Below are 17,848 nucleotides of genomic sequence, written 5' to 3'. Positions count from 1 at the left end.
TCGCATCAAGTTCGCTTAGGCTCATTCCCATGAACATCCCAACCCAACAGTCCCCCATCCACTTCGGCCTCGATGACCGCGTCTGCATCGTTACCGGCGGCGCGCAAGGTATAGGCGCAGCCTGCGCTCAGCGCTTCGCACGCGAGACCGCCAAAGTCATCGTCTCCGACGTGAACGACGCCATCGGCAGGCAACTGGCTGACAGTATTGGCGGCACCTATATTCACTGCGACGTCGGCAACAAGGCCGAGGTGGATGCGCTCGTCCAACAGGTAATGGCGTTGCATGGACGCATTGATGTGCTTGTCAACAATGCGGGCATCTTCAAGGTGGCCGATTTTCTGGACATCGCCGAAGAAGACTTTGATGCCGTGCTGCGCGTGAACATCAAGGGAGCCTTCCTCATGGGCCAGGCCGTCGCACGCGAAATGGCACGGCAAGGTTCGGGCAGCATCATCAACATGAGTTCGGTGAACAGCGTGCTCGCCATCCCCAACCTCGCCAGCTACAACGTGAGCAAGGGCGGCATCAACCAACTCACGCGCGTCATGGCGTTGTCGCTGGCAGACAAGGGCATTCGCGTCAACGCGGTCGCGCCCGGCACCATCGCCACTGAACTCGCCGCCAAAGCCGTGCTCACCAGCGAGGAAGCCAAGAACAAGGTGATGAGCCGCACACCGATGAAGCGCCTCGGCACCCCCGAAGAAGTGGCCGATGCTGTGGCATGGCTGGCAAGCGATGCATCAAGCTACGTGACGGCCGACATCATCACCATCGACGGCGGGCGCATGGCGCTGAATTACACCGTGCCGGTGTGATCGCCGAGGTTAATCCGCACGCTCACAACAGCCACAAGATGACGGCAAAATAGCGCCATGCGATTACTCCACACGATGCTGCGCGTTGGCAATCTCCAGCGCTCGATTGACTTCTACACCAAGGTGCTCGACATGACGCTGCTGCGCATATCCGAGAACCCTGAATACAAGTACTCGCTCGCGTTCGTTGGCTACGAAGGCGGAAACCCCGGGCAGGCCGAGATCGAACTGACCTACAACTGGGGCACCGAAAGCTACGAACTGGGCACGGCCTACGGCCATATCGCCCTGGGCGTGGCGGATGCCTATGCCGCCTGTGAAAAGATCAAGGCTAACGGCGGTAACGTCACGCGTGAAGCAGGCCCCGTCAAGGGCGGATCGACCGTGATCGCATTCGTCACGGATCCGGATGGCTACAAGATCGAATTAATACAAGAAAATTCAAGGGCGCACCAGAGCGAACGCCAAAGCGCTGCTGGTGGAACCTTCGACCCACTTCGCAATACCTGATTCCTGGTTCGTTTTGAATGCGTGAAGAGCCACCTCGCGGTGGCTTTTTCACGACGGCCGATTTCTCGTATCGACCGCTCCAATACAAACCATGCATGGAGTTTCTGAAACAAAATGCAAGGCCGTTCTTGAATGCTCAGCATCGAGAAACAATTAAGTGTATAATCGAAGGATGCGCTAGGCACACTCTCGCCTTTCTTAGCGCCTGTATGACCCGACTAGGCCCCTTGGCTAGCTGGTCCAACTTCTTTCAAGAATGACTTTCGAGTTGTTTCTTTGTCTTGCGGTGAGCATTTCCAAGTCCCATCTTGCGGACTTTCACCCAGTCTCTTGCATGGACGTCCGCACATTGGCGCCTGTGAAGAACCCAAATCATATATACACGCACTCTGTACAGCGAGTGCAAGACGCATGTCCCAGACTCCCTGTGAACGAGTTGGCAGCTACATAGTTACGCCGCTCGTCAAATCTACTTGCGGAGGCGAGTTCTCCGCCTCCGTCTCCATTCGCCGCGGCATGTACGACCGCATATTCAGATTCGTATCGAGCTTCCCCTCTCAGTTGTTGGCATCCCAACACGCCCTCAGCGAGGGAAGAGACATGGTGCTCTCGAATCGACTCAACTAACAAGTACCGTCATATCCCAAGGAGAACTGTGGCCAAAGAAGAATTGATTGAAATGCAAGGCCGGGTCGATGAAGTGTTGCCCGACGCCCGCTATCGTGTCACGTTGGAAAACGGACATCAACTCGTCGCCTACACTGGCGGGAAAATGCGAAAATTCCGGATTCGAATTCTGGCCGGTGACAAGGTCACATTGGAGATGTCTCCATATGACCTCACCAAGGGCCGGGTGACGTTCCGTCACATTGAAACCCGCTCTGGCGCGCCCGCCAAGACTCCGTTTCGCAAGCGCAACTGATCCTTTTTTTCACCTCTCAATCAACCCAACGCTTCGGACCAGCACTTGCTGATCCGATTCAACTCAACCAGGAAATTCATATGAACAACCGTCTGTACGTCGGCAACCTCTCTTACTCGACCACCAACGAATCGCTGACACAAGCCTTCGGCGAATTCGGCAACGTTGCCAGCGCCAAGCTGGTGATGGACCGTGAAACCGGCCGCTCCAAGGGCTTCGCCTTTGTGGAAATGGAAACGGACGCTGAAGCGCAAGCCGCTATCAACGCACTGGACGGCCAGTCCGTCGACGGCCGCGCCATCAAGGTGAATGTGGCACGTCCTCCAGAGCGCCGCGAAGGTGGCTTCGGTGGCGGCAACCGCTCCGGCGGCGGCGGCTACCGTGGTGGCGATCGTTACTGATCGAACCCGGGCCTCGGCCTGAAAACAAAAAACCGCCTTCGGGCGGTTTTTTTATGGGTACCACCCTGAATCGTGTTGATTCAGGGTTTCGGTAGATTCAGCCGCGCGGCTTGAGCAGCGCCGTGTCCCAAGCCAGGCGCGTGATATGCGCCCAGTCCTTTTGCGCAACAACGTCTGCGGGCACAAGCCAGGAGCCACCCACGCAGATCACGTTCGAGAGAGCGAGGAATTCCGCCGCGTTGCTCGGCGTGACGCCGCCGGTGGGACAGAACTTCACGTCGAAGAACGGGCCCTGCCATGCCTTGAGCATGGGGATGCCGCCCGACTGCAGGGCCGGAAAGAACTTGAGGTGATTGAAGCCTGCCTCCATCGCCATCATCACTTCACTGCCCGTCGCCACGCCGGGCAACAGGGGCAGGTTTACGTCGCGTGCGGCTTGGGCCATCTTGTCGGTGAACCCGGGGCTCACCGCAAAGCGGGCTCCGGCGTCGGCGGCGGCCTTGGCGTCGGCGGCCGTGCGGATGGTGCCAGCGCCAATCACGGCTTCGGGCACATCGCGCGCGATGGCTTCGATGCAGGCCAGAGCCTGCGGGGTACGCAGCGTCACCTCGAGCATGCGGATACCACCGGCCACCAAGGCCTTGGCCATCGGGACGGCGTCGTTGACGTCATTGAGAACGATGACCGGGATGACGGGCGCGTCGCTCATCACGTCGAGCGCGGTCAATATTTCTAGAGCCATGTACAAGCACCTTCTTCTGCGCTGAGCGCATTGCGGCGAAAGCCCGCGAACAGCTCGCGTCCCCAGCCGTGGCCATTGGCCTTCAATTCGGATTCGGGGGGAGTTGCGTTGGAGCGCATCTGCCATTGATCGGCGGGCACCAGCACGTCGAGCGTGCCGGCGACCGCATCGAGGCGAATCATATCGCCGTCCTGCACCTTCGCGAGCGGTCCACCGTCCAAAGCCTCGGGGCTGACATGGATGGCGGCGGGCACCTTGCCGGAAGCGCCGCTCATTCGCCCATCAGTCACCAACGCCACGCGAAAGCCTTTGTTCTGCAGTACGGCGAGCGGTGGCGTGAGCTTGTGCAGCTCGGGCATGCCGTTGGCCTTGGGGCCCTGCCAGCGTACCACGCAAACCACATCACGGTCGAGCTCGCCGGCCTGGAACGCGTCCTGCAACGCGGCTTGAGAAGTAAACACTTTGGCTGGTGCCTCAACGATGTGACGGTCCTCCGGCACAGCCGACACCTTGATCACGCTGCGACCCATGTTGCCCTTGAGCAGCATGAGTCCGCCGGTCGCCTGAAACGGCGTGGTGTGCGGACGGAGCACGGCGTCGTCGCCGGACACGCCAGCGTCCGCCCACTGCAAACGCCCTTCCCGCCCTTCGGGAATGCGGGTGAATTCGCGAATGCCACCGGCACGCACAGCCAGCACGTCGACATGCATGAAACCGCCATCGAGCAGCTCACGGATCACATACCCCGGGCCGCCTGCGGCCTGGAACTGGTTCACGTCGGCGCTGCCGTTGGGGTAGACACGCGCCAACAGCGGCACAACGGCCGAAAGCGCGGAAAAATCATCCCAGTCGATCACGATGCCCGCTGCACGGGCCACTGCGACCCAGTGGATCAGGTGGTTGGTGGAGCCGCCCGTGGCGAGCAGCGCGACCATGGCATTGACGATCACGCGCTCATCGACCAACTTGCCGATCGGCGGGCAGTCCTTGGCAAGCACGGTGCGCGCAGCTTCGCGGGTCAACTCGGCGCGCATCTCGCTGCCGGGGTTGATGAAGGCGGTTCCCGGCACATGCAGGCCCATGGCCTCGAGCAACATCTGGTTGCTGTTGGCCGTGCCGTAGAAGGTGCAGGTGCCTTCGGAATGGTAGGCGTGCATCTCGGCGTCGAGCAGCGTCTCGCGGCCTACGAGGCCCTGCGCGGCCTGTTCGCGCACCTTGGCCTTGGCGCTGTTGGACAGGCCGGAGGTCATCGGCCCCGCAGGCACAAAGACGGTGGGAAGATGGCCGAACTGCAGCGCGCCGATCAAGAGACCTGGCACGATTTTGTCGCACACGCCGAGCATCAGCGCGCGGTCGAACACATCGTGCGACAGTGACACGGCTGTGCTCATCGCGATCACGTCGCGCGAGAACAGTGACAGCTCCATGCCGGGCGCGCCTTGGGTCACGCCATCGCACATGGCGGGCACGCCGCCTGCCACCTGCGCGGTCGCGCCGTGCAGTCGCGCCTCGGCCTTGATGAGGTCGGGATAGTGCTGCAACGGCGCGTGGGCCGAGAGCATGTCGTTGTAGGCGGTGACGATGCCGATGTTGGGCGCGCGCTCGACCACGACGCGCAGCTTGTCGTTGCCGGGCATGGCAGCAAAGGCATGCGCCACATTGGCGCAACCCAGCCGCTGGGCGCCGCGATCCCGTTTGGCATGGAAATCGACCTGCTCCAGATATGCACGGCGGGTGTCGGCGCTGCGCTCGCGGATGCGCTGCGTGACGGCTTCAACGGTGGGATGTACTGACATGCTGTCTGGCCACGCGATGGGCGCGGCTTGTAGGTGTGGGGTTGGCGTCCATCGTAATACCGCCATGCGACGGCAGATGGAAAGAAGCCTGCATCAGCTGAGCAGGTTTCTGTTCTGGTTCCGTGCAGAGCGCGGCTTACTTCTGCTCGCGCACGCTCTTCACGGCCGCGTTCACTTCATCCCAGGTGGATTGCCCCACCGACTTGGCGATATTGGCGTTCACGCTGGTGAGCTTCTCGCGCATGCGGTTGACTTCGGAGGAGGACAGTTCGTTGACCTGCATGCCCTTGGTTTTGAGGTCGGCCAGCGCCTTGGCGGTTTCTTCGCGCGTGTCCTTGCGCTCGAAGTCACGGCTTTTCACGGCGGCGTCCTGCAACACCTTCTTTTCGGCGGGCGTCAGGGTGTCCCACCACTTCTTGCTCACGGTGACGATCCAGGGGCTGTAGACGTGGTTGGTGACCGTGAGGTACTTCTGCACTTCGTAGAACTTGCTCGATAGCACCGTGTTGTACGGATTTTCCTGACCATCGACCGCCTTGGTTTCCAGCGCAGTGAACAGCTCGGAGAACGGCAGCGGCACGGCGTTGGCGCCCAGTGCCTTGAAGCTGTCGAGGAACACGTTGTTCTGCATTACGCGCAGCTTCACGTCGTTCAGGTCTTCCACTTTGGTGACCGGGCGCTTGCTGTTGGTGAGGTTGCGGAAGCCGTTTTCCCAATAGACCAGACCGACCATGCCTTTGGCTTCGAGCTTGGACTTGACCTTGTCGCCCACCGGGCCGTCGAGCACCGTGTCGGCTTCCTTGGCGGAGGTGAACAGGAACGGCGTGTCCCAGATGCCCATCTCGGGCACCAGACCGACCAGCGTGGCGGTCGAGCCGACCATCATTTCCTGCGCACCACCGATCAGCGCCTGCTGCATCTGGGTGTCGGAGCCGAGCGATGCGTTGCCAATGGCGCGCACCTTCATCTTGCCGCCGGTGGCCTTTTCCACTTCCTTGGCGAACAGGCGCGCGGCGCGGCCCTGGTTGGATTCATCCACCAGACCGAAGCCGAAGCGCACGATGCGCGGCTTGAAGTCCTGCGCCTGCGCAAAGCCGGCAGCGGTGGATGCGACGGCGGCCACGGCCAGCGCGCAGAGGGTGAATTTGATTCGCATGGGTGTTATCTCCTCGGTCAATACAAAAGGAAGGGGCAGGCGGAAAGGGTGGGGCCGGTCAGTGCATCCACTGAAGCGGCGCGGTCACGATCTGCGGGAAGATGATGAACAGGATCAGCAGCAGCACGTACATCAGCAGGAACGGCGTCGTGCCCCTGATGACGGTCTCCATGCGGATGCGTCCGACACCGGCCACCACGTTCTGCACGGTGCCGACCGGCGGGGTGATCAAACCGATGCAACCCACATAGATGAACATGAAGCCGAAATACACCGGATCGATGCCCGCCTTCACGGCCAGCGGCGCGCAGACCGGGCCGAAGATCAGGATGGTCGGCGTCAGGTCCATCGCCGTACCGACGACAAGCAGGAAGACCATCATCAGCGCCATGAACCACATCGGGTTGCTCATCACGTTGGTGAAGCTCTCGGCCAGCATGTTGGGCAGATCAGCCAACGTGATCATGTAGGCCGTCACCGTGGCTGCGCCGCAGAGGAACATCACCACCGCCGTCGTCTTGCCGGCGTTGAGGAACACCTCGTAGAGCTTGCTCCAGGTGAGCTGGCGGTAGACGAACATCGAGACGACCAGCGCATAGACCGCAGCCACCACGGCTGCCTCGGTCGGCGTGAAGATGCCGCCCTTCAAGCCGCCCAGAATGATCACCGGCATCATCATGGCCCAAAAGCTCTGCACCAGCGCCTTCATACGGTCGCCCCAGCCAACGCGTGGCATGGCGGGCAGATCGTTCTTGCGGGCGATCCACCACCACGCGGCAATCAGGAAGACCCCCATCATCAGGCCCGGAACGATGCCCGAGAGGAACAGCTTGCTGATCGAGGTATTGGTCGTCACGCCATAGATCACGAACGGCATCGACGGTGGAATGATCGGCGCGATGATGCCGCCCGAGGCCAGCAGACCGGCGCTGTAGCCGGGTGGATATTTCTGGTCGCGCATCATCGGCAGCAGAATCGTTGCGAGCGCGGCGGTGTCGGCAATCGCCGAGCCGCTCATCGACGCGAGCAGCACCGCAGCGCCAATCGCTACGAAGCCCAGACCGCCACGAATGTGGCCGCAGAAGGCGCGCGCCAGATCGATGATGCGGCGCGACAGGCCGCCCGCGTTCATCAGCTCGCCCGCCAGAATGAAGAATGGCACGGCCAGCAGCGGGAAGTTGTCAAATCCGGCCTGCAGGTTCTGCGCGAGCAACTGCGAGTCGAAGAAGTCGAGGTGCCACATCAGCGCGACACCAGTGAGGATCAGCGCATGCGCAATTGGCATGCCGATGACCATGCCGCCAATCAGCACAGCCAGAAAAATGAGGGTGACGATCATGTTGTGTAGTCCTTGTGCGGTCGCCGCGTCTTCGTCATTCCACTTCCGCGCCTTCGGTCACGGGCGGTTCACCGCGCAGCAGATCCACTACCACGCAGACCAGCAGACCCACCGCAAGCACCAGCGTGGCCGCGGCCCCCAGCGCGAGCGGATAGCCCAGCACCGTGCTGTAGCTGTCCATGCCGGCCTTCACCTGCTCCCACGAGCCAACCAGCAGCAGCACCATGCAGGCGGTCACCAGCAGCTGGCTGATCCAGAACAGCACTTTCTTGGGCGCGCCCTTGAGGCGCGAAGTCAGCATGTCGAAGCCGAGGTGCTTGCCTTCGAACGCAGTGACAATGGCGCCGACGGCCACCAGCCACACGAACAGCAGGCGTGAGATTTCCTCGTACGACACGATGCTGGTCGCGAACACATAGCGCAGCACGACGTTGACGAACACGGCGATAACCATGCCCGCCAGCGCGGCCACCATGAAATGCTCGGCCAGCCGTTTGATCAGCGGTTTGCGCTCCTGCGCGGCTTCGTTGGAGTGTGGAGTGGTCATGTCTCCTGGTCCTTCTCGTGATGTGCTTTCGATGTACTTTTCAAACCGGTTCAGGCCCGATTGGGCGACTGAATCCAGAACATGCGCTCGGCCCATTCCACAACGTGCGACTGCAACTTGGCAATCGGCAGCGTGGCGTTCAGGGTGAGCACGTCAGGCTCGTTGACGGGTCGCTCCAGCGTGGCGAATTGATTGGCCACGAGCGCGGGAGAGAAAAAGTGTCCGGGACGCTGCTCGACACGTTTGAGCGCATCGTCATAGCTCAGATCGAGAAACGCAAATCCCACGTACGGGTTGGCGGCACGCAGACGATCGCGGTATTTGCGGCGCAACGCGGAACAGGTCAGAACAACGCCCTGCCCGTCCTGCTGCGGCGCGAGCAGCCCAGCCAGTAGATCAAGCCAGCCTGCACGGTCGTCGTCAGTCAGCGGAATACCTGCTGACATCTTCTCGATATTGGCCGCCGGGTGATACGCATCACCTTCCAGCAGCCGCCAGCCGAGCGCGTTGGCACAGGCCTCCGCCACGCTGGACTTGCCACAGCCCGATACACCCATCACAACGATGGCTGGTGAGTCGAATGTTTGGATAGCGCTATCCTGCATGATTCAAAAAAAGAAGATGAATTCTGAAAAGAGGTTTGCGCAATGGGTTGAACGAGACCTTCTCATTGCACACTTGGTCCCTCGACAGAGAATCCGTCTTTGGTGTAAATATTTCAAGCAAAACTGCTTGGATAGCGCTATCTTAATTCACAATCATCATCGTTCAGCCTAGGAGTTACCCTTTGTCCGATGCTTCCGATGCCCTCGCCCCGAAACGAAGCCGACGCGCCAGCGGCCGTGTCACCCTTGCCGATGTGGCGCGGGCGGCAGACGTCAGCCCGATCACCGTCTCGCGCGCCTTGCGCGGCGAACGCAGCGTGGACAAGGAGCTTGTCGAGCGGGTGCGCAAGGCGGTGGACGAGCTGCACTATGTGCCCGATCCAGCCGCACGCGCCCTCGCCTCCCAGCGCAGTACGCAGGTGCTGGTGCTCGTGCCGCTGCTCTCGAACAACCTGTTCGTCGATGTGCTCGAGTCCATTCATCGCACGCTGTTCCCGCAGGGCTTTCTGCCGCTGATCGGCGTGACCCACTACGACACCGCCGAAGAGGAATTGCTGCTGCGCACCTACCTACCGCACCGCCCGGCGGGCCTTTTGGTCACCGGGTTCGACCGCAGTGAGGCCGCGCGCCAGCTCATCGCGCGCAGCGGCGTGCCCTGCGTGCACATGATGGAAACCAGCAGCGCGCTGGGCGTCGGCAGCGTCGGCTTCTCGCAGGCCAAGGCTGGTGCGGCGATGACGCAACATCTACTGGACCGAGGCTATCGCCGCATCGCCTTCGCGGCCGCCCAGCTCGACCCGCGCGTGATGCAGCGCGCCGAAGGCTACCGCCGCGCGCTCAAGGAAGCCGGCCTCTACGATCCGCGCCTCGAACTACTGAGCCCAGAGCCATCATCTATTGCGCTCGGGGGCCGACTCTTCGAAGACGTGCTCACCCACAACCCCGATGTAGATGCTGTCTTCTTCTGTAACGACGACTTGGCCCAAGGCGGCCTGCTCGCGGCCAACCGCCTCGGCATTTCCGTGCCCGAACGCGTGGCGATGGCCGGTTTCAACGACCTCGCGGGCAGCGACCAAATGGTCCCGCCCCTCACCACCGTGCGTACCCCGCGCCAACAGGTCGGCGAAGCCGCCGCGCAGATGTTGCTCGGGCTGATGCGCGGAAAGTTGCTCAAGCCACAGGCGGTGGAGCTGGACTACGAGCTGGTGGTGCGACAGAGCACCTGATCCGCCGCATCGCGACTACCAGACCGTCTTTTGGCGCTTCTTCTTGAGTATCGCCCGAGCAGTTTTGCTATCCGCATTGACCACGCGCACAAACACCCTGGAGCAACGAAGAACGCTGCGCGCAAGGTTTTCGAGGGGCGCCACTCGCCTTGACAGAAGATGCCGACGGGTGCGCATCCATGCCAAGCAGGAGCGATGGATGATTCAGCACCGTCAAAACAAGACCCCATGAAAAAACGCCCCGGGATTGGAACATCTCCAACCACTGGGGCGCTATCGCCATGCAGGCCGTTCAGCCTGTCGTCGCGTGTGCCGTTCAGGGCACCAGAATCACTTCCACGCGACGCGCTTCCGCATTCGTGCCGCTGGCTTGCGATTGTTCTGGCTTCTTCAGATCGATCTTGTCTTCGGCCACGCCCAGGGACTTGAGTGCATCGGACACAGCGATAGCGCGCAGCTTGGCGAGTTCCTGATTCTTGGCGAGGTCGCCGGTGGCGTCGTGGAAGCCGGAGATCTGGGCATGCTTGCCACCCACGACGACACCCTTGATCACTTCGACGAGTGCGGTGTTGGCGCCGGGTGCGATTTCAGCTTTGCCGGAAGCGAAGAAGAACTTCACCAGACCGTTGTCCATCACGACGACGGAGGCTGCGTCTTCAGCGATCACGCTGCCACCGGCACCGACCGCGGTGACTTCAACGGTCTTGACGATGGCGGGCTTGGCGGAGGCGTGGGCGATACCGCGCTTGTAGACCACGACGCCGACGACGGTCGAAACCACCAAAGCGATCAGGGCAAAAAGAAAACCAAGGGCAAAGCGTTGTTGGCTGTCGTCGTCGGAAGAATTGAAGGACATGAGTTGGGGCTCCGTTGATAAATAATTCGTGATATGTTGGTCAGACAAAACCTGTCAATTGTAGAGTGCCTGACATGCCGACGACGCCCGTACCCATCCGCGACCCTGCCCCGATGCTTGAAAGAGCACTCGATGAGTGGGGAGGCGACGAGGATTTGTGGGTATTTGGCTACGGTTCGTTGATCTGGCGACCGGACTTTGACTTTACTGAACGACGTGACGCCAAGGTCTTTGGCTGGCACCGCGCACTCAAGATGTGGAGCCGTGTGAACCGAGGTACGCCCGACTGCCCGGGCCTCGTTTTTGGCATGCTTTCGGGTGGCAGTTGCCGCGGCGTGATTTTCCGCGTGAACAAGGCGCATGGCCGCGAGGTGATGATCAATCTCTGGGCACGCGAGATGGTCATGGGCGTCTACGACCCGCGCTGGCTGGAATGCCATACCAGCGCGGGGCCGGTCAAATCGCTGGCCTTCACGCTGTCGAGAAAAAGCCCGAGCCATACGGGGATTCTGAGCGACGACGAGTACTGCCGGATTTTTTCCGAGGCCACGGGCAAGTTCGGCACGACCCACGACTATGCCCGCGCTACGCATGAGCAACTGCTGCAGATGGGCATCGAAGACCGGGCACTGGCGCGGCTCCTGAGTCTTCCCAAACCACGCACTTGATGCGAGGATGTCATGTGGCGTGCAGGCGCCCGATAGCTCGATACCGAACGTCGGTCGAGTCAAGAGTCGTGAGTGCTTGCCGCTCGCTTGATTCCCTCCATTTGTAACAAGAGGTTTATTCAACATGTCCATGCGATTCGGTCTCTCCCTTGCCGCTGCAACTGCGGTGCTCGTCCTTGCGGGTTGCGGCTCCACGTCCACATCGCCGACCAAGCCGCAGGCGGTTGGCGAACTCGAAGCCACGCGCGGCAACGAGGTGAAGGGCACTGTGCGTTTCATGCAGACGGCCGACAACGTGGTGCTGGCATCTGGCCAGATCACCGGCCTCAAGCCCAACTCCGAGCACGGCTTCCATATTCACGACAAGGGTGACTGCTCGAGTGGTGATGGTATGAGCGCAGGCGGTCACTTCAATCCTACGGGATCCGCCCATGGCAAATTCGACGCCGATGCGCACCACGGCGGCGATCTGCCGAGCCTGCGTGCCGACGCCAACGGAGTGGCTCGCTTCAACACCGAGATTCGCGGCATCAGCGTCAAGACCGGCGCGGCCAACGACATCACCGGCCGTGGACTGATCGTTCATGCGGACCCTGATGACTACAAGACCCAGCCGACGGGCAACGCCGGTGCGCGCCTGGCCTGTGCGGTGATCAAGTAAATCATTCTGCCCCCTGAGTCGCTTCGCGCCTTTCCCCCGCTCTCGGATTGCTGCGCAATGCGGGCGGGAGGACGCGGTCCTCGCTGCGGGTAGCGCTTGGCCTCGTGGGCAACTGATATCTCCTTGAGGGGTAGTCAGGCGAGGCACAATGTCCGCATGACCACCCCTCTTTCTTCCCAGATCGCCGATCTGCGCAAAAGTTATGAACGCGCGGAGCTCAGCGAGGATGCGTCCCGAAGCGATCCGCTCCAGCAGTTCGACCAGTGGCTCAACGAAGCCATCGCCGCACAGGTCCCCGAACCCAATGCCATGACCGTCGCCACCGTGGCAGGTGACATGCGCCCGAGTACCCGCATCGTGCTGATCAAGGGCTATGACGAGCGCGGCATTGTCTGGTTCACCAACTACGACAGCCGAAAAGGTCGCCAGATTGCGGGCAACCCGTTTGTCGCATTGCAGTTCCATTGGGTCGAGCTGGAACGCGTGGTGCGCATCGAAGGTCGCGTGGAGAAGGTCAGCGACGAAGAGAGTGACGCCTATTTCAAGAGCCGCCCACTCGACTCACGCATTGGCGCTTGGGCGAGTCCGCAAAGCCAGGTGATCGCAGGCCGCAGCGTGCTGGTGGCCAATGCCGCCAAATATGGCGCCAAGTTCATGCTGAACCCGCCGCGGCCGCCGCACTGGGGCGGTTTCCGCCTCGTGCCCGATCGCTGGGAATTCTGGCAAGGCCGCAAGAGCCGTCTGCATGACCGCCTCTCCTACCGTCTGGACGGCAGCGACTGGATTCGCGAGCGCCTCGCGCCCTGAGCTGTTGCCCTGACGTGATCAGGGCTGAATGATGTGGGAGATCCAGATGGCGAGCGGCAGCGTGGCGAGCGAGAGCAGCGTCGATGCGGCGATGCTCGCAGAGACCTCCTGCTGCATCACACCATAGCGCTGCGTGAAATAAAACACGTTCGCGCCGACGGGCATGGCGGCGATCACGAACATCACCGCCAGCGGCAGGCCCGACACACCAAGCAACGGCGCAATCGCAAGCACCAGCGCGGGCATGACCAGGTTCTTCACGAACGCAATCGTCAAAGCCGTGCGCAGATTGCTGCCGATGTGGGTGTAGGCCAGCGAAATGCCAACCAGCAGCAGCGCCATGGGGCTCAGCGCGTTGCCGATCATCTGCAGGCCCTTGTCGAGCCCGGCGGGAAGTTGCAGCCCAGTCTGCGCGAACACAAGGCCGATCAGAATCGGCAGTGGCACCGGATGAATGATGCTCTTGCGCGCGGCCTGCAACAACGTGCGCCACAGCGGTCTCGGTGTTTCATCGCCGCGCGCGGTGGCCTCGCGGGTTTCGGCCAGCTCAAAGATCAACGTGGCCGAGGTCAACAGAATCAGTGAGTGCAGCGACACCAGCGTGAACAGCACGATCAGCGCCGAATCGCCGAAAACAAACTGGGTGATCGGCACGCCGATCATCACCGTGTTACTGAAGACGCAGGACAGCGCCTCGGCCGCCGCGCGCTTGGAAAAGCCGCGTACCAGCAGCGTGCCGACGAACAGGATCGTCACTGCCGCGAAATAGAGAACGACGGGTTTGAAGTCCAGCTCCTGCAGCCGCACCTGGCCCATGGTGCGGAACAGCAGCGCGGGCGTGAGCACCAGAAAGACCAGGTTGCTCAGATCCTTGATGGCCGCATCCCGAACCCAGCCTATGCGTGCCACCAACCAGCCGAGGGCGATGCAGAACAGAACGGGGATCAGCGATGAAAGCATGGGGAAAAGGATGGTCGCAAGCAGTCGCAAACCATCGCATCCGAAGATGCTGCGTAAAACGGGAAACAGGAAATGGGTCGCGGAAGCCTTGGATTCTAGTGATTCCAAGCGAATGCTTCAGGCCGCCGCGCAATGCCCACCATCGAAAGGACTCGGGCCGGAAAAATGACCACTACGCAGGCCATCGGGCTGCTGCTGGGCCCATACCTGCGCGCACACGTCCCACGACTGCTCCTGCACGTTGAGCCCGGCGAACACGCCATAGCCTTCGCCCGCGCGGATGTCTTCGCCCGACGACAGGCTTTCCCCTGCCTTGATGGCACCCTGCACATGGATGAATTGACCGGCGCGGATGCCCCAGCCCGCCTCGATGTGGGTTGCCGCTTCAATGCTCGCGCCCACCAAAATGCCCTGCCCCGCGCGCACCGCATCGGCCGCCTGCAGATGACCGCCGACCCGCAGATTCTTGTCACATTGCACGCTGAAGCCTGCAAGCAGATCCTGGCCAATCACCGCGCTGCCGCGCACCTCGATGCGGTCCTTGACGCTCAGATCCCATGCCGCGCGCAAGTCGCCGCCGCAAGCCAGAGACTTCTCCACGTCAATACCCCAATCCGCGCGCAAATTGCCGCCGGTGAGCAGATGCTCGCCGCAGAAGATGCTGCCGCCCACGCGGATGTCCTCGCCCGCCGTGATCGATCCGCCACTGCGGATGCCGCCACCAGCGTGGATGGAGCGCCCCGCATAGAGAATGCCGCCCACGTCGATGCCCGAACGCACCTCGATCGTGCCCGCGAAGATCACCGCGTCGGCCTCGAGGCTGTCCACCTTGAGCACATCGTTCGTCGGACCGAAGGCCTTGATCAGCCACAGCGCGTCTTCGATGCGGCCCGCCTCCACCAGCGTGTCGAGCGCCTTCTGGTAGCCCACGCCGTCTTCGATGTTGCGGACAAACCAGCGAAATCCCATCGCGCAGGGGTTCTTTGCGCGCAGAAACTGCTTGGTGAATTCCATTGTGTGATCCATGCCGTCACTCCTTGTGGGAATTGCGCGGGTGGACTTGGAACGTGGCTGGGCCTACGCAAGCGACACACCGCAACGCAGAGCGTTGGTGCCCGGCGATGGATGAGGTTCTGCGTGCTGATGAAGAAAGAGAGGGTTGCCTATCGCCGGGCGGGGGAATGTGCGACGGGCTGGTATGGCCAGATCTCGCGTGCGACACCAAAAGCGCGCACGACAGAACCTCCGCAAGCACCGGACGGCTGAATCAGCAGGCAGCGTGGAGAGGCAAGATGGCAGGCCATGAGCCCGGATCGTATCAGCGGACGCTTGTCGCACGAAAGCGCACGGGTTTTGATCCGGTTGCACCTCCGCAACAATTAGAAACTTATGTCATTCAACACTTTATGAAATTAATAGACAAAAACTACAATGGCGCCGATCTCCAACCAGAACGAAATGGCGCATCAGGTGGCAAACATACGCATTTCCGACAAGGCTTCGTACGCGCCACTCGCGCGCCGTCTGTCCCGTGGCATCTGGGTGTTGGCGGCTGGAGTCGTGTGGGCCAGCACCTCTGGAATAACACATGCACAGACAACGGCTCCCATCAAGCATGTGCTTCTGATTGGTGATACCAGTACCTACAGTCCGATTGGCCCGACCAATACCGACAACCGCAGTCTCGACTATTTCAACGCAGCCAAGGCGCAACTGAGCGCTGTGAGCAATGTCCAGCTCGACACCATCGAGCATCTGGAACCGCTGGATGCAACGCACAACCCTTCGCCCACCTCTCTCACTCCGGCCCAGTTGCGGATGGGCGACGGCTCCAAATACGACGCCATCATCGTGATGGCGACCTACAAGGGGATCGAAGCGGGCAACCGCGCTGTCATCGAACAATCCATCATCAACGGCGATGCCAAGTCGTTCTTTCTATTTCCTGACGAGTGCTCGTCATGCGCCAGCAACGTGCAGGACATCTCCGTTCCGTGGGTCAATGCCATCACGAATTGGAATGTTTCCGCGGGCATCAGTCCGGGCAACAACAACGTCAGTTCCTACGCTGACCTCAATACATCTCCAGCAGCACAGAGTCTCAGCAGTTCATTCGGGAGCGTCAACCCGCTGTTCGTCTGGGACTACAAGGCGATCAACGGGGTGCCCGAAGCCAATGTGCTCTATATGCCACGCGAATACCCACTTGCCAGCAGCACGCAGAACGGCATCGTCAACAACGTGGCTGCACTTATCGTGCCGCGCTCGCCGACCGAGGCCCATGCGTGCGTATTCGTCATCAGCGATGTCAACACCTGGTACGTGGGTGCGAATCAGACGGTCACCAATCCCAATCTGGCCGGCGCACTGATCGATGCCGCCAACAGCGCCAGTTGCTCTGGTGGACTCGAAGGGGCTATCCAGATCCAGAAGACGTTGACTCTGCCGGCGGGACAGGCAGGGCCGATTCACGCGCAGTTCTTCGCTACCTGCGACAAGCCTCAGGCGGGTTCAGTCTTCGCATCCACGAGCACCGCGCTGAACGCCGGCACACAGAACATCACCATCTCCAACTTGCCCGATGGTGCGCAGTGCACGATCTCGGAGCAGATGGACGCCGCGCCTGCAGGCTTTCAATGGACGCAGACGCTGCCCACCTCCCCCGCCACCGTCATAGCAGCGCAGACCGTCAATGTTGCAGTGACCAACGTGCTCACTCCAATTGCCCCGGCCACCGGTAGCATTCGCGTGAACAAGACCATGGCGCTGAGCGGGCAGATCGCCTCGACGACCATGCGCTTCAAAGCCACCTGCGACCTACCCAATGCCGCAAGCAGCTACGAGTCGTCCGATCTGGTGATGCAAATCGATGGCACACAAAGCACTGACATCACGAGCATCCCCGCAGGCGCTCAGTGCACGGTCAGCGAAACGCTGTCCGCGCCGCCCACCGGCTTCTACTGGCAACAGAACGTGCCGACCACCCCCGTATCGGTGAGCGCAGGCACGGCCGTTCCCTTTGACATCACCAACACGCTCCAGCCACTGGCCAGCAACACCGGGGCAATTCGCGTGATCAAAAACCTCACGGTGCCAGCCGAAGTGACGAGCAGTTTCGACCTGCGGTTTTCTGCGGATTGCGGCAGCGCCGTCTATGCCTCCGCGCCACTCACGATGACTGGAAACGGCCAGCAGTGGGTGGATATTCCGAATGTGCCCGTCGGCGCGCAATGCACGGTAAGCGAGACGCTTCCCACCGCGCCCATCAACTATGCCTGGTTGATCGTTCCCAACCAGTCAGCCACTGTGACTGATCCGAAAACAGGAACGGTCTCGGTCACGTTCAACAACCAACTCACTCGCGGCAGCGGCACCATCCGCATTCAGAAGCAGCTCGTTGTACCGACAGGTGTTCAAGGGCCGTTCGCGATGCAATTCAGCGCAAATTGCAGCAACGTTGCAGCACAACCCCCCCCTGTCACGCTGACTATGAGCGCAAGCGGTGCTCAGTCGGTCGACATGCCGGGCGTGCCCGCAGGTGCGACCTGTGCAATCAGCGAGCAATTGCCGAGCGCACCTGTTGGCATGGCATGGGCAGTGCCCGGCATCACGCCACAATCGGTCACCGTGCCGGACAACGCAAGCGTCGTGGTGGATGTCGCCAACGAAATGAAGGTGTCACCTCCGGTCGTGACCGATCCACCCTCACCGACGCCCGTGCCTTCACTCGGACCACTGGCCTTGGGCGGCCTCTCCATGGCTTTGGCGGGCCTTGGCGCGCTGCGGCAGCGCCGCCAGCGCATAACCGCAGCGCGCCAAGGCCCGCGCTGACTG

General features: G+C 61.4%; 18 protein-coding genes. 9 read left to right on the top strand and 9 right to left on the bottom strand.

Going from position 1 to position 17,848, the window contains the following annotated elements; translation table 11 throughout:
• Window positions 1–29 precede the first annotated feature (29 nt).
• The 4 genes from G7047_RS10570 (at window position 30) to G7047_RS10550 (ending at window position 2,651) form a co-directional block, all read left to right on the top strand.
• Window positions 30–818: an SDR family NAD(P)-dependent oxidoreductase gene (locus G7047_RS10570; protein WP_166304658.1), complete on the top strand. Its 789-nt coding sequence runs from the start codon at window positions 30–32 to the stop codon at window positions 816–818.
• A gap of 57 nt (window positions 819–875) precedes the next feature.
• Window positions 876–1,328, top strand: coding sequence for a lactoylglutathione lyase (gene gloA / locus G7047_RS10565; RefSeq protein ID WP_166304655.1), 453 nt, complete (start codon window positions 876–878; stop codon window positions 1,326–1,328).
• Between the two features lie 655 nt (window positions 1,329–1,983).
• Window positions 1,984–2,250 (top strand): translation initiation factor IF-1, encoded by a 267-nt coding sequence (gene infA / locus G7047_RS10555; protein WP_166304647.1) that lies wholly within the window; start codon window positions 1,984–1,986, stop codon window positions 2,248–2,250.
• An 80-nt stretch (window positions 2,251–2,330) separates the two neighbouring features.
• Window positions 2,331–2,651, top strand: a complete 321-nt coding sequence (locus G7047_RS10550) for an RNA-binding protein (RefSeq protein ID WP_166304644.1) — start codon at window positions 2,331–2,333, stop codon at window positions 2,649–2,651.
• 97 nt (window positions 2,652–2,748) lie between these two features.
• On the opposite strand, the gene eda is transcribed toward G7047_RS10550, so the two are convergent.
• The 6 genes from eda to G7047_RS10520 all read right to left on the bottom strand — a co-directional run bounded on the left by eda (window position 2,749) and on the right by G7047_RS10520 (window position 8,836).
• The gene (eda, locus tag G7047_RS10545; RefSeq protein ID WP_166304641.1) at window positions 2,749–3,393 is read right to left on the bottom strand and encodes a bifunctional 4-hydroxy-2-oxoglutarate aldolase/2-dehydro-3-deoxy-phosphogluconate aldolase; all 645 of its coding nucleotides are present in this window, start codon (window positions 3,391–3,393) and stop codon (window positions 2,749–2,751) included.
• The gene (edd, locus tag G7047_RS10540; protein ID WP_166304638.1) at window positions 3,384–5,189 is read right to left on the bottom strand and encodes a phosphogluconate dehydratase; all 1,806 of its coding nucleotides are present in this window, start codon (window positions 5,187–5,189) and stop codon (window positions 3,384–3,386) included. The genes eda and edd overlap by 10 nt, the downstream gene beginning before the upstream one ends.
• A gap of 136 nt (window positions 5,190–5,325) precedes the next feature.
• Window positions 5,326–6,345, bottom strand: a complete 1,020-nt coding sequence (locus tag G7047_RS10535) for a TRAP transporter substrate-binding protein (protein WP_166304635.1) — start codon at window positions 6,343–6,345, stop codon at window positions 5,326–5,328.
• 58 nt (window positions 6,346–6,403) lie between these two features.
• Window positions 6,404–7,684, bottom strand: a complete 1,281-nt coding sequence (locus tag G7047_RS10530) for a TRAP transporter large permease (RefSeq protein WP_166304632.1) — start codon at window positions 7,682–7,684, stop codon at window positions 6,404–6,406.
• 34 nt (window positions 7,685–7,718) lie between these two features.
• The gene (locus G7047_RS10525; protein WP_166304629.1) at window positions 7,719–8,231 is read right to left on the bottom strand and encodes a TRAP transporter small permease; all 513 of its coding nucleotides are present in this window, start codon (window positions 8,229–8,231) and stop codon (window positions 7,719–7,721) included.
• Window positions 8,232–8,281: 50 nt separating this feature from the next.
• Window positions 8,282–8,836 (bottom strand): gluconokinase, encoded by a 555-nt coding sequence (locus G7047_RS10520; RefSeq protein WP_205904763.1) that lies wholly within the window; start codon window positions 8,834–8,836, stop codon window positions 8,282–8,284.
• 182 nt (window positions 8,837–9,018) lie between these two features.
• Here G7047_RS10520 and G7047_RS10515 point away from each other — a divergent pair, with 182 nt between their 5' ends.
• Window positions 9,019–10,062, top strand: a complete 1,044-nt coding sequence (locus tag G7047_RS10515; protein WP_166304626.1) for a LacI family DNA-binding transcriptional regulator — start codon at window positions 9,019–9,021, stop codon at window positions 10,060–10,062.
• Between the two features lie 316 nt (window positions 10,063–10,378).
• Here the strand turns inward: G7047_RS10515 and G7047_RS10510 are convergent, their stop codons facing one another.
• On the bottom strand, window positions 10,379–10,918 hold the full coding sequence (locus G7047_RS10510; protein WP_166304622.1) for an OmpA family protein: 540 nt from the start codon (window positions 10,916–10,918) through the stop codon (window positions 10,379–10,381).
• 74 nt (window positions 10,919–10,992) lie between these two features.
• Here G7047_RS10510 and G7047_RS10505 point away from each other — a divergent pair, with 74 nt between their 5' ends.
• The 3 genes from G7047_RS10505 (at window position 10,993) to pdxH (ending at window position 13,054) form a co-directional block, all read left to right on the top strand.
• On the top strand, window positions 10,993–11,586 hold the full coding sequence (locus tag G7047_RS10505; protein ID WP_166304618.1) for a gamma-glutamylcyclotransferase: 594 nt from the start codon (window positions 10,993–10,995) through the stop codon (window positions 11,584–11,586).
• A gap of 124 nt (window positions 11,587–11,710) precedes the next feature.
• Window positions 11,711–12,247, top strand: a complete 537-nt coding sequence (locus tag G7047_RS10500) for a superoxide dismutase family protein (protein ID WP_166304615.1) — start codon at window positions 11,711–11,713, stop codon at window positions 12,245–12,247.
• Window positions 12,248–12,403: 156 nt separating this feature from the next.
• Window positions 12,404–13,054 carry a pyridoxamine 5'-phosphate oxidase gene (gene pdxH, locus G7047_RS10495; protein WP_166304611.1) on the top strand — a complete coding sequence of 217 codons (651 nt, stop codon included), beginning with the start codon at window positions 12,404–12,406 and terminating at the stop codon, window positions 13,052–13,054.
• A gap of 18 nt (window positions 13,055–13,072) precedes the next feature.
• Here pdxH and G7047_RS10490 read toward each other — a convergent pair whose 3' ends face one another.
• Window positions 13,073–14,014: an AEC family transporter gene (locus G7047_RS10490; protein WP_371813860.1), complete on the bottom strand. Its 942-nt coding sequence runs from the start codon at window positions 14,012–14,014 to the stop codon at window positions 13,073–13,075.
• Window positions 14,015–14,131: 117 nt separating this feature from the next.
• A complete protein-coding gene (locus G7047_RS10485; RefSeq protein WP_371813859.1) occupies window positions 14,132–15,040 on the bottom strand; it encodes a hypothetical protein in 909 nt (302 codons plus the stop codon).
• Window positions 15,041–15,445: 405 nt separating this feature from the next.
• On the opposite strand from G7047_RS10485, the gene G7047_RS10480 reads away from it, so the two are divergent.
• A complete protein-coding gene (locus tag G7047_RS10480; protein WP_166304607.1) occupies window positions 15,446–17,845 on the top strand; it encodes a DUF5979 domain-containing protein in 2,400 nt (799 codons plus the stop codon).
• Window positions 17,846–17,848: the final 3 nt, after the last annotated feature.

It is taken from the genome of Diaphorobacter sp. HDW4A (genome assembly GCF_011305995.1).
GTDB lineage: Bacteria > Pseudomonadota > Gammaproteobacteria > Burkholderiales > Burkholderiaceae_C > Diaphorobacter_A.
This window is presented reverse-complemented; position numbering and strand designations above follow the sequence as displayed.